Here is a 12,115-nt window from a genome sequence, read left to right as displayed (position 1 = left end):
CATGATCGCGTGACCACCGGGCGGTGGCGATGTCCCCTCCGCGCCACCACCGCCCGGCACCCGGTCAGGCTCTGGTGGTGCCGATCAGCAATGCCATCAGCACCAGGCAGGTGGCCGCGGTCATGGAGGACATGGCCCAGCGGCTGATATGCCTGCTGCCGGTGCGGATATTGGTGACGGTGGAGGCCCGGAACTCCCCGGTCCGGCTCCGATGTCCCTCGGCGAAGGCCGGATCACCGCTGTGCAGATCGGTGCCGAACCAGGGCAGGAAGTGCAGTGTCCAGCGCACGCCCGCGTCATCGGTGATGCGCAGGCGCATACCGGTGCGCCAGCGAATCGGCGCGAACGGCCGGGCCAGGCGCGAGATGAGCCCGATGCGCGCGCCCGCCACCACATGTACGAGTAGCGCTGCCGCCGCCACCGCGCCGACCGTGGCGGTCATGATCGCGCGTGAGAACGGCGGCAGGCCCTCCAGGAAGAGCGCGGCGGTGGCGAGCAGGAACCAGAACGGTTGCAGCACCGGCATTTCCATCGGTCTCGGATCCACGGTGACGGTGCCGGTCAGGCTCGACCGGCGGTAGCCTGCGGTCGGCAGCGGCACTGCCGCGATCCGAGGCAGCGGCTGTGCGCAGCCGGGGCGGTGCCCGGCCGCGATGTGACCGGTCCAGCCGCAGCGTTGACATCGGAGTGTGGCGTCGGAATACACAGGTTCTCCTGACTGCGGAGCTGATCGCGCTGTGCCATCCGAATCGACAGGCGCAGTACGACTTCCCGCAGGGTGGTGCCGAGTTCACCGGCCCGGATGGCGGCCAGTTCCAGGGCGAGTTCGCCGTCGGCGAGGGCGGGATCGCTCAGGATCTCGTCCAGCACCATGCCGCTGACGGCCTGTTCGAAGCTCAGCGGCCGGTCCGGCAGCCAGCTCAATTCCCACTCGTGTTCGGAAGTAGTTGAGCGCAGGGCGATTTCGGGAGTCACGTCACTGGTTATCAACCACGTGGTGAATGCGAGGGCCATGTGAACACCTCCTCGGGAAGTGCAGGCGATTCCGCGGCTGAAACCGCCTGTGCCATCAAGGGTATGCGATATCACACATGGCAAAAAGCGAGTTCTTGTGGTGCAGAGCGCTATTCGAGATCAAATCAGGATATGAAATATGCTTTCTGATGACTCAGTATCCGGAATCTGCTCACAAATAGGCCGGATCGCTTGAAAACCGAGGCGAAAATGCTTGCCGCAGAGCACGGGTGACTGCACCGCACGCTTCGAGTAGCCGCAGTTCGAGCCTGTTTTTTCTGCTGCAATCTTGCAAATCGAAAACTCGCCGGACTTGCCTGGCACACATGACACATCGTGCTTACTATGGGTGCCGCATGGCACGTGGTGGCACGGCTAATTTTCGGAACTCTGATGGGAGAGGCAGCATGTCTCGCTCAGCCGCGGACGGCGAGCAGGTCGGTGAGCTGGTCCGCCGACTCCGCAAGGAACGCGATCTCACGCAGTTGCATCTGGCCGAACAGGTCGGCTGCTCGCGCAGTCTGATCCAGCAGATCGAGAACGGCACTCGCATACCGCCGCTCGCGCTGCGGGAGCGACTGAGTTCGGTTCTGGGCGAACGCATGCCGGTCGTCGGCACCGAGACGCAAGCCGATCTGGTCAGCAGCGATCTGCGCATGCAGTTCAACATCCTGCTCGGCAAGGATCCGGAATCGGTCGCCCGGGTGCTCGCCATCGCCCAGAGCCTGATCGATGTCGGCGCGGCGCGCAGCGAGGTCACCCCGCTCGGCTTCATCGCCAAACGGCAACTCGAACGCGCGGAAGAGCTTTTGACCCAGATCCCTTCGGGTAGTGCCACGGTATGGGAGTGGAACACCATCAATGACTGGCTGACCGTGCTGGGCCGCGCGTCCCGGGCGATCTGCGCCATTCACACCGCGGATCTCGGTGCCATCGGCGGTGACCTCGGCGATGAATACCACCTGGAGATCATGCGCATCGCGCGCGCCGGGGTGTCGGTGCGCCGGCTCTACGTCATCGACGCCATCGCCGATGTGGTGCCCTACGAGGACAAGATCTGGCAGCAGGTGCGCGCCGGGGTCGAAACGGTGCTGGTGGATCGCGCACACGCCAGCAACGCGCAGAGCATGTTGATCGTCGACGAGAGCTATGTGACCACCGGCGAATACGATTACGCGCGGCGCGAACGCGTCGCTACCCGCTTCTCCGCGCTCAAACACGATGTGCAGTTCGCGCAGAGCAGGTTCGACAAACTATACGAACTCAGGAGTGCCGGAATGGCCCTCGTGGTCAACGAAATCATGGCGCAGCCCACGCTGGCGCGGTTTTCGAGGCTCGGACCCGAAGACAGCCGTGCGCTGTTCCGCGACGCACTGGCCCAATCCTGGGCCGAGGGCGCGGGCGCGTCGAGCGGTGAAGGCGGGTACCGGTGACCGAACGCACGGCAGTGCTGTGCCCGGACCCGGTGCGGTTGACCAATCGCTCCGATGAGCGCAAACAGGCCGCACGCGCCTTCCTCGGCCCCGATCCGCTGTTCCCGGGGACCCGGGGGCGGACCTATCCGGGCATCATCGATGCCTACCACGGCGAGACCGGCTTGGAGATGGACGAGCTCACGGTCGCGGCCCTGAACACCGCCTGGCATGAGCTGATGACCCGCACCCAGCCCGACGAGTACCGGGACGGACGGCTCTACGACAAGAAGCAGCCCCTGGTACTGCGAAAGCTGGCCGCGGACAGTCTCTTCCAGCGGCTGCACGCGCCCGTGCCGGAGGTGGCGGGCGTACGGGTCGATCCGGCCGAGGTGCTGGTGTGCCCGTACTCGAGCACGGTGTTGCTGGAGGAGGCCATCGCCACCATCGCGCGGCCGGATGGCGTGCTGGTGTGTCCCGAGGGGTATTACAAGAGCGCCAGCGTGCATATCGCCAAGTACGGATTGCGCATGGTGTCCAGCGCGGCGACGGCCGATCGCGCGTTCAAGATCGATCCCGTCGAATTGGCGCGGACGCTGGAACTCCATGCCGCACAGGGGAATCTGTGCGGGGTCATGCTCACCCTCCCCGGCAATCCGGTGGTCGCGGACTACACCGTCGCGGAACTGACCGAGATCGGCCGGGTGCTGGTCGCGGCCGGGGTGCCGATCATCTGCGATATGTCCTTCGATCTGCTAGTCGATGATCATCTACCGATCGCCGCGATCACCGTGCCGACCGCGGACGGTCCCGTGCGGCTCTACGATCGCGTGCTCAGCATCACGGGAAACTCCAAGGCGTACAACGCCTTCGGCCCGAACAAGATCGGCGCGGCGTGCTCGGGCGACAGCGCCTGGCTCGATGAGATCCGCGCGCGGCTGGCCGTATCGTTCCAGCGCGAGACCACCCACCTGGCGCGCGCCACCATCGAACACATCTCCCCGGATCAGCTGGCGCACAACCGAAGCCGCCTGCGTGCTCAGGTCGATACGGCCTGGGAACTGCTGGCGGCGGTCAATCTGCGGCTCGGCGCGGAGCTACTGCATCCGCTCGGCAGCAGACAGGGCATGTTCGTCACGGTCGAATTCGACGCCGAACTGCTCACCGCCGCCGGTGTGCACACCAGCCCCGAACTGGAGGATCTGCTGCTCACCATGGCGGGAATCGACAGTGTCGCCCTGGGCCGCACCGGTTCCCACCGCCTCGGCGTCCGCCTCAACGCGGCCGCCCCGCGTTACGGCGCGGGCCAGGAGGACCGGGCATTGGAGCTGCTGCACCAACTCTTCGATCGCCTCGAATGCCTCATCGAACGCCTGCGCGGCGGCATGACGTACGGGGATGCCTTGTCGGAGCGGCACATTCCCGCCATCGCGTCCTGAGCTGGGAACCGGCCGTCCGCGGATCCCGAGAGGTGATCCGCGCGACGTCATGCTCCCGGCATGAACAGGACGCGGATGAAGCTCGCCACCGGGACGGCTCGGATCAGCTCAGGGTCAGCACCGATTCCAGGGGCAGGCGTAGTGAGCGGGCGGTGGGCGGGGCGGCGTGCGCCAGGCGGAAGAGCAGGACTTCGGCGTGGTCGGCGGGGGTGTCGAAGAGGCGGCGATAGCGCTGGCGCAGGGTGGTCAGCTGCGTGCGTTCCTTGGGGTCCAGGCCCGCGCCGCCACCGCGTTCCAGGCGGGCGAAGAGGTAGGGCAGGGCCGTCATGGGTTGCAGTGCGATGGACTCCCGGGTGGCGGTGAGCCACAGGCGCTGCATGATTCGGCCGCCGCGCAGATAGCTTTCGCGGCCGATACCGGGAACGGTGAGCAGGCAGACGGCGGAGGCCGAGGCGACGGCACTGCGCGCGAGGTCCTCCAGTGCCCGCCCGCCGCCGATATCGCGCAGACAGCGCATGACATTCCAGTCGCGGACCAGGTGCAGGGCGGTGCGTTCGGCGGCGGTCAGTTCGGCGGTGGCCAGATCGAGGCCGTGCCGCTGGGTGCGGGCCTCCTCCGGGGTCCAGCGATAACCGCGCATGGCCTGGTGATGCATCGACTCGTTCAGCAGGGTAAGGCGGTCCGCCGCACCTATGAGTGCGCCTGCCTCGTCGAGATCCTTTGGTGTGCAAAGGAATTGCAGATTCGCGTCATGCGATTCGGCGGTGGTGGCGAGCAGGTCGGATATCCGTGGTTCGAGTTCGCGGTGTTCCTGGCGGACGCGATTGGTGATCCGGGTGACCAGGTGCGAGCCGAGCCGGTCGACGGTGAATGTCGCGGGTGCGGGCGTGAATTCGACGGTCGCCACCAGATCGGGTGCGGTGGGATCGGGCCAGGTCTCGGGGTGCGCGCACAGCCCGAGTTGGGCGGCGGCCAGCTCGATATTCTCCAGCAGCGCACCGAAACCCACCCAGGTGGCGCAGTTCTCGAAATCCAGGGCGGGCAGATCGCGCGCCGGATCGTGGCGGCATTCCAGCCGGGCGTGATCGCGCCGCCAGTGCAGCGTCCAGGGCTGGGCATTGTGCGCGGACGGGGCGAGGGTGCCCAGGGCGGCGATCCAGCGCACGGCGTCATCGGCGAGCACCTCGCCGTTGTTCGATACGTCTCGGCCGGTGGGTTTCGGCGGTAGCGACGGGGTGGTACGAGCTTCGGGTGCGATGGCGAATTGCGGTGCGGGAGTGACCGGTTCGCGGTAGAGCGCATGGCGTTCGGTGACGAGTTCGCCCGGGTCGACGTGATAGCGGCCGGAGGGGATGTCCTCGCCCAGGAGCAGGCGGCGGGCGGTGTCCGCGAGTATCGCGCCGCCGAGTGCCACGCCCGAGGCCAGTTGCGGCCAGCTGCCGATGGAGTGGCCGACCTCGGGTAGCGACGCGGCGGCACGGGTGCTGGGCGCGCCGAGGATGGCCATGATGTGCGGGATCTTGTCCCGGGTGGACAGGCCCCGGAGCTCCTCCGCGCGCAGCGATCCCAGCAGGCCGTGCAGCAGCGGCCGGCCCGGCTCCAGGTCGAAGCGTTCGACGTCCAGCATGCCGCGGTCGCTGGTCTCCATCAGTACCGGAATGCCGTGCGCGCGTGCGCGTTCCCGGATCAGCACCTTGGTGTGCAGGTCATCGCATTCCTCGATGAGCAGGTCCAGCCGCCCACCGCCGAGCAGGAAGTCGTCGACGAACGAGTCGCGAATACCGTTGCTGTGCAGTTCGATTCGCAGGAACGGATCGATCTCCAGCAATTGCCGGGCGGCCAGCACCGTCTTGTCGACGCCGAGGTCGGCCACCCGCGCGCGCAGCCGGTTCAGATTGGTGAGGCCGAGCCGGTCGAAGTCGGCGAGTTTGAACTCCCCGCCGATGCCCTCCATCGCGAGGGTGACCGCCGCGGCGTTGCCGACCGAGAGCCCGACGATGCCGATGCGCATACCGGCCAGCCGCTGCTGTTCCGCGCGGGTGATCTTGTACCGATTGCGGTCGGCGCGCACCGCGCGGAACTCCTTCTCGGGCAGCAGATGTACGAGATCGCCCGTCCACGGGTACCAGACCCAGACGCCGTACTCGGCGAGATCGCCCGGCGTCGCCGTACCGCGTGGTGTTCCGAGTTGCCGCAATTGTCCGGTAATCGTGTCATGTATTCGCGGGTCGGCCGAGGCGCGGAGTTCGGCGAGCGCGAGCCGATCCCTTTCCGAGGCCGCATTGAATTGAACTGGCCGCCATTCAGAATTGCTCGCGTCGATCCGGGTCCGCATTATTCAGGTCTACACCCGGAACACTCGATCATGGCTATGATTGGAATAGCTGATCACTGGCTGAATATCGCCTGTTTCCATTGCTCTACTGCGTCATCGAATGCTGCGAACTGGTGCTCGGGGGAGAGGAAACCAGTCGTGACCGTGTCATCGGCTCCGACCGTCGTGCTGCGCTTTCCGGGCACGCTCACCACATCGCATCTGGAGGCCGCGCGGGGTCCGATCCGCGTGGAGATCTCCGATGCCGCCCTGCACGACGTTCGGGAGTGCCGCGACTTCGTCGATGAGCTGATCCGTTCCGGCAGACCGGTTTACGGCGCCACCACCGGCTACGGCGCACTCGTCGGCTATCACGCCGAGCCCGACGGCGCCGAACATTCGCGGGGCCTGGTCGATTTCCTCTCCGTCGGCCAGGGACCGCCGCTGCCGCCGGAGTTGGTGCGCGCCATGCTGCTCGCGCGGGTATGGAGTCTGGCGCACGGCAATTCCGGCGTCTCGCCCGCGATACTGCACCGCCTGGTCGAGGTGCTCGGCACCGGCTTGGCCCCGGTGGTGCCGGAGTACGGATCCGTCGGCGCGAGCGGGGATCTGGTGCCGCTCGCGCACGCCACCGCCGCGCTCATGGGGCGCGGGGACATGTTCGAGGGGGTGGAACGGCTACCCGCCGGGGTCGCGCTCGCCCGTGCGGGCCTGTCGCCGCTGCCGCTGGCGGGCCGCGATGGACTGGCGCTGGTCAACGGCACCGCACTGACCGGCGCGGCGGGCGGGCTGGCCTGTGCGCAGGCGTCGCGCGCGGTGCGCACCAGCCTGCTGCTCACCGCCGCGCTCGCCGAAATCCTAGGTGTGGACACCGAATTCGCCGATGCGGCGCTGGCCGAAGCCTCGGGGCACGGCGGCGCGGAGATGGCGGCCCGGCTGCTGCGCGCTCTGCTGGCGGGTTCGGTGCCCTCCGGTACGCGTCCGCTACAGGAGCCGTACAGCCTGCGCTGTGTACCGCAGCTGGTCGGCGCGGCGCTCACCTCGGTCCGGCACTCGACCAGCGTCGTCACCGCCGATCTCAATGGGGTCAGCGACAATCCGCTGTTCTTCCCGCGGGTGGGGGAGGTGGTGCACGGCGGCAATTTCTTCGGTCAGCCGGTCGCCTTCGCCGCGGATCTGGTCTCCAGCGCGCTCACCCAGCTCGCCAATCTCGCTGAGCGGCAACTGGATCTGCTCATGGATCCGCACCGCAATACGGGCTTGCCCCCGTCGCTGTCCGCCGCGCCGGGCCGCAGACATGGGTTGACCGGTGTGCAGATCGCCGCCACCGCCATCGTGGTGGCCATGCGGCGCGCGGCCATTCCCGCTGCGATGCAGAGCATTTCCAGCAACCAGCACAACCAGGACATCGTCCCGTTCGGCACGCAGGCCGCGCTCACCGCGTACGAGCAGGCGCGCAAGCTGCGCTGGATACACGGTTCGCTGGCGGTGGGGTTGCGGCAGGCGCTGCACCTGGCGGACGACCCGCCGCTGTCGGCGGCCGGTGCGGCCTTCTTCGAACAGCTCTGCGCCGCAGTCGCTCCCGTGGATCCGGACCGGCCGCTCGATGTGGATGTGCGCCGCGCGGCCGATCTGCTGGACGACATATCGGCCGCCGAAACGGAATTCGAAGGGCAATGGAAATGACCGTCGCACCGGACGACCCCGGCAAACTGCTGCTGTGCCTCGAATCCACGGTGGGTGCACCACAATCCGATATCGAGCAACTGCCCTGGCTGGTCGAGTTGCGTGAATTCCGGGCGCGCATAGCGTGGAACAGCGGCCGTCGCCCCGATTTCCGGCAAACCGACGGCACTTTCGCCGATCCGGACCCGCACGATCTGCGCGCCTATCACCTCATGGTGCGAACCGATGCGGGCGAGCTGATCGCGTGCTGTCGCTACGCGCCGCTGGAAGCGCTGCCGTGCAGTCGAATTCGCGAACTCGATCCGGTGGGAGCGGACCGCATCGCTGGCGAACTCGGTTGTCTGGACGCCGAAATGCTGGAGGGCGGACGCCTGCTGGTCGCCATGCAGTGGCGGCATTACGGCCTCGCGACCGAACTGCTGCTCGCCGGAACGGCTTTGGCGCGGCTACTCGACCGCCGCGCCATCTGGGGCACCGCCGGGGTGCGCGACGGGCAGGAGCATGTGTTCCTGCGCCTGGGCTACCACTGTGCGGCGGCCGATCTCATCCCCGCCCCGCACTACGATGACGAACTCCGCATCATCGTGTGCGATCCGGCGCGCGTTCCGGCCGCCATCGAACCGCGCATCACCGCGCTCGCCACCGAACTGCGCGGTCTGCTCGGCCGTATCGAACCCCACCGCACCGGAGCGTGAATCATGCCAGTTCCGGTACCGGTGGATATTTCGCACCGGATGCCGGATGGGCAGACTTGGTAGATGACGATCGCGTCGAATCCGGCCCTGCTGTCCGATACCGTCCGGGAGGCGTTCGCCCCGACGGTCACCTATCTGAACGCGGCCGGGTACGGACTCATGCCCAGCGCGGTGCTGCATGCCGTCGAAGCGGCCGAACGCGGCAGGGCGAGCGGTGAATTCGAGATAGCGGACGTCGACGCCACCATGCGCGCCTGCCGTGCCGCCTTCGGCGCACTGGTCGGGGTGCGCCCGGACCAGGTGGCGGTCGGGGCGCAGGTGTCCCAACTCGTCGGGCTGATCGCACAGAGCCTGCCCGCCGGTGCCCAGGTGCTGGTGGGCGAACACGAATTCACCTCGGTGACATGGCCTTTCCTGGCGCGCGATGATCTGCGGGTGCGGATCGTTCCCATGGCGGAACTGACCACCTCGGTGCTGCCGGAGGACGATGTGGTGGCCGTCGCCGCGGTCCAATCGGCCGATGGCTACGTGGTGGACGCCGCAGCGCTGACCGCCGCCGCACACGCCAACGGCGCGCGCGTACTGCTCGATGTGAGTCAGGCCGCGGGCTGGCTGCCGGTGCACGACACCGGCGCGGATTGGATTGTCAGCGTCGGGTTCAAATGGCTGCTGGGTCCCAAGGGCACCGCCTTCCTGGCCGGAACCGATGCCGCGCTCGATGCGCTGCGCCCGATCGCCGCGGGCTGGTACGCGGGGGACGAGCCGTGGCAGACCTGTTATGACGCGCCGCTGCGACTGGCGAGCGATGCCCGCAGATTCGATGTCTCGCCGGTCTGGCCCGCCTGGCTCGGCCAGCAACCGGCGCTGGAACTACTGCTCGAGGTGGGGATCGAGAACATCCGGCGGCACAATCTCGCGCTCGCGAACCGCCTGCGCACGGGTCTCGGTCTGCCCGTGGGTAATTCGGCCATTCTGTCGGTGCCGGTGACACCGGAGACGCTGGAGCGATTGCGCTCCGCGCGGGTGATCGGTGCGGTGCGAGCCGGGCGGCTGCGGCTGGGCTGCCACCTCTACAACACCGAGGCCGATATCGACCGGGCCTTGAACGTGCTCACCGATCACTGACCGGTCAGATCGGCTGGAAGCCCGCGCCCAGGCCGCCGTGCGCGTCCGCGTCCGCCCGGATCGCGTCGAAGGACACCGCGACCACTGGTGAATGCAGTGGATTGGCGGAATTGGTGCAGCTGAAACGCATTCCGGCGGTGTCACTGATCAGCGCCCGCGATACCAGCCCCACCAGCCGATTGCCGACGGTCAGCGGACCGCCCGAATCGCCGTAGCTCGAACACGCCTGATCGATGAAACCGCCCGGCCCCGCGGACCATACGACACCGCAGGCGAATCCGATGGTGCGCCCGTTCTGGCAGGCCACATCCAAAGCGGTGGGCGCGGAGCCGATTTCGGTGATCGTGGTCGCACCCACCGTGCGCAGCGGGGTCACTTTGGCGGGATCGAATTCGATGACGCCGTAATCGAGATCATTGTCGGAGTCCCGCATCACCCCGACCACGCCCGCGTCCGGGAACTGCTCGCCGCGCACCGGCGTCCCCGCTTCGGCGCAGTGTCCGGCGGTGAAGCCGACCAGGCGGCCGGCGGCGTCATTGCCGATGGTGGTGAGCGTGCATTTGGTGGACCGGCCGAGCACGATTCCGGATCCGCCGCCCAGCGCGGCCTCGGTCTCGCCCGGCGCGGCCTGCGCCTGCGTGACCGGCAGCCCGAGCATGGCCATCATGACGGCGGGCACGGCCCACCGGCGAAATCCGAGCATCTGGAACCACCCATCCGTCTCGACACCCTCCGACCTCGGAGTTGCCCTCAGTTTGCCATTGCGGTGCATGGACGGGGCATACCCGGTGCGCCCGCCGTCACGCTCGCCGGTCGATATTCGGCGTGGCGGCGGGTGCGGCCGGTTTCCGGGTCAGCGCGACCAGAGCGCGCGCTGACCGGCGAAGGGATCGGCCTGCACCCGGGGTGAATCCGACCAGATCATGGTCTGGCGCTGCTCCAGGGTGTAGCGCGGCCAGGCCGCACCCGGATCGCCGGAGGTGATGAAGGACACCCAGGATTTGTGCACCGCGTCCGCGAGGGACTGCGGTGGATTGTCACCGGCCACCGCGGTGACGCCCTGCGCCTTCAGGCAGTCGAAGGCGAACGGCACATCCAGACAGTGGAAGGAACTGCCCTGGAATTTCGGCGCGCTCGACGCCCAGGTGAACTCGTACAGCCAGGTGGGCTGATTGCGGGTCGCGCGGTCCTCGGCCAGCCGGTAGGTGGGCGCGCGCAGCAAGAGATCACTCTGCGCCTGGCCGAGCAGCTGTGCGGCATTGTCACCCGGGTACGCGGTGCGGAAGGCGTCGATATCGCCGGGCGGCAGGCCCATGGCGGCGAAAGCGACGGGCAGGGTGGCATCGGTGACCGGCTGCTCGCTCGCCATACCGTTGAATTCGTCACGGGTGAAGCCGAGCAGCAGCGGAACATTGATCGCCCCACCGGATTTCAGCAGCTCCGGGGTGGACTGCGGAATGGTGCGGCCGTCGGCGAACGGGGCCAGTCCCAGGGCGGACACGGTCCCGCTGTCGGGGCCGATGGCGCGCAGCTTATCCTCGAGATCCTGAATCTGGCTGCCGGACAAACCATTCAGCGCCGCCGTGGTGGCGGGCAGGCCGGTGCGCCTGGTGAACAGTTCGGCCTCGGCCACCGCGGTCGCCAGATCATTGGGCTGGGACACCGCGCCGGAGGCCGAAATACCCGCGTGGAAAAGACCTTTCGCGGACGGTGCGGCCATGAGCGCCCACACCGCGCCGCCGCCCGCGGACTGCCCCGCGATCGTCACCCTGCCCGGATCACCGCCGAAGGCCGCGATATTGTCGCGCACCCAGGTCAGCGCCGCGATCCAATCCAGCACCCCGCGATTGTCCGGTGCGCCCTGGACCCGCAGGAACCCCTCGATGCCGAGCCGATAACCGACGGACACCACGATCACGCCGTCCCGATTGAAGGCCGCGCCGTCGTACCAGGGACTGGCCGCACTGCCCGCCACGAAGCCGCCGCCGTGAATCCACACCAGCACGGGCAGTTTCGCGCCGGTATCGGGTGTGAAGACGTTCAGGTTGAGCACCCCGTCGCCCGGGATGCTGGGCTCCGGAATCGCGGTCACCTCGGAGAGTCCCTTGCGCTGCGCGGTGGGCCCGTACTTCGTGCAATCGAGCGGCTCGCGCCACGGGGTCGGCGGCACCGGGGCCGCGAATCGCAGCTCGCCCACCGGCGGCTGCGCATAGGGGATACCCAGATACGCGGTGCCGGTCTCGCGCCGCACCCCTGTGACCGGTCCGTACGTGGTGGTGATCGTGTCCGCCGGGCCGGTCTTGTCATCGGACTTGCTGGTCGAACACGCGGTGGCCAAGGCCAATACGCCCGTTCCGAGCAGGAGTGAGCGGCGTCCGAAGTGCGGTACTGGCATGGCGAACCTCTGGTCCATATTTAAGTCAACGGTTG

General features: G+C 67.8%; 11 protein-coding genes. 5 read left to right on the top strand and 6 right to left on the bottom strand.

Going from position 1 to position 12,115, the window contains the following annotated elements:
* Positions 1-64: 64 nt before the first annotated feature.
* The 3 genes from ACFC0O_RS10925 to ACFC0O_RS10915 form a co-directional block, all read right to left on the bottom strand.
* Positions 65-601: a hypothetical protein gene (locus ACFC0O_RS10925; protein WP_364628866.1), complete on the bottom strand. Its 537-nt coding sequence runs from the start codon at positions 599-601 to the stop codon at positions 65-67.
* On the bottom strand, positions 562-1,014 hold the full coding sequence (locus ACFC0O_RS10920; RefSeq protein WP_375955650.1) for a hypothetical protein: 453 nt from the start codon (positions 1,012-1,014) through the stop codon (positions 562-564). Before ACFC0O_RS10920 ends, ACFC0O_RS10925 begins: the two co-directional genes overlap by 40 nt.
* 120 nt (positions 1,015-1,134) lie before the next feature.
* Positions 1,135-1,338, bottom strand: a complete 204-nt coding sequence (locus ACFC0O_RS10915) for a hypothetical protein (RefSeq protein ID WP_375955648.1) — start codon at positions 1,336-1,338, stop codon at positions 1,135-1,137.
* 83 nt (positions 1,339-1,421) lie between these two features.
* On the opposite strand from ACFC0O_RS10915, the gene ACFC0O_RS10910 reads away from it, so the two are divergent.
* Positions 1,422-2,447 (top strand): helix-turn-helix transcriptional regulator, encoded by a 1,026-nt coding sequence (locus tag ACFC0O_RS10910; RefSeq protein WP_375955646.1) that lies wholly within the window; start codon positions 1,422-1,424, stop codon positions 2,445-2,447.
* On the top strand, positions 2,444-3,865 hold the full coding sequence (locus ACFC0O_RS10905) for an aminotransferase class I/II-fold pyridoxal phosphate-dependent enzyme (protein WP_375955644.1): 1,422 nt from the start codon (positions 2,444-2,446) through the stop codon (positions 3,863-3,865). The genes ACFC0O_RS10910 and ACFC0O_RS10905 overlap by 4 nt, the downstream gene beginning before the upstream one ends.
* Before the next feature lie 103 nt (positions 3,866-3,968).
* Here ACFC0O_RS10905 and ACFC0O_RS10900 read toward each other — a convergent pair whose 3' ends face one another.
* On the bottom strand, positions 3,969-6,200 hold the full coding sequence (locus tag ACFC0O_RS10900; protein ID WP_375955642.1) for an Rv1355c family protein: 2,232 nt from the start codon (positions 6,198-6,200) through the stop codon (positions 3,969-3,971).
* Between the two features lie 138 nt (positions 6,201-6,338).
* On the opposite strand from ACFC0O_RS10900, the gene hutH reads away from it, so the two are divergent.
* The 3 genes from hutH (at position 6,339) to ACFC0O_RS10885 (ending at position 9,685) form a co-directional block, all read left to right on the top strand.
* On the top strand, positions 6,339-7,865 hold the full coding sequence (gene hutH / locus ACFC0O_RS10895) for a histidine ammonia-lyase (RefSeq protein WP_375955640.1): 1,527 nt from the start codon (positions 6,339-6,341) through the stop codon (positions 7,863-7,865).
* Entirely contained in the window at positions 7,862-8,560 is a 699-nt protein-coding gene (locus ACFC0O_RS10890) for a hypothetical protein (RefSeq protein WP_375955638.1), read from the top strand. Before hutH ends, ACFC0O_RS10890 begins: the two co-directional genes overlap by 4 nt.
* Before the next feature lie 63 nt (positions 8,561-8,623).
* Entirely contained in the window at positions 8,624-9,685 is a 1,062-nt protein-coding gene (locus tag ACFC0O_RS10885) for an aminotransferase class V-fold PLP-dependent enzyme (RefSeq protein WP_375955636.1), read from the top strand.
* A gap of 4 nt (positions 9,686-9,689) precedes the next feature.
* Here ACFC0O_RS10885 and ACFC0O_RS10880 read toward each other — a convergent pair whose 3' ends face one another.
* The gene (locus ACFC0O_RS10880) at positions 9,690-10,388 is read right to left on the bottom strand and encodes a hypothetical protein (protein WP_364628891.1); all 699 of its coding nucleotides are present in this window, start codon (positions 10,386-10,388) and stop codon (positions 9,690-9,692) included.
* Between the two features lie 150 nt (positions 10,389-10,538).
* Complete coding sequence (locus ACFC0O_RS10875; RefSeq protein WP_375955634.1) at positions 10,539-12,080, bottom strand: carboxylesterase/lipase family protein; 1,542 nt, start codon at positions 12,078-12,080, stop codon at positions 10,539-10,541.
* Positions 12,081-12,115: the final 35 nt, after the last annotated feature.

The sequence above is a fragment of the Nocardia sp. NPDC056100 genome, from assembly GCF_042266325.1.
Taxonomy (GTDB): domain Bacteria; phylum Actinomycetota; class Actinomycetes; order Mycobacteriales; family Mycobacteriaceae; genus Nocardia.
The sequence above is the reverse complement of the archived record's forward strand: the minus strand, read 5'-3'. Positions and strand labels throughout refer to the sequence as shown.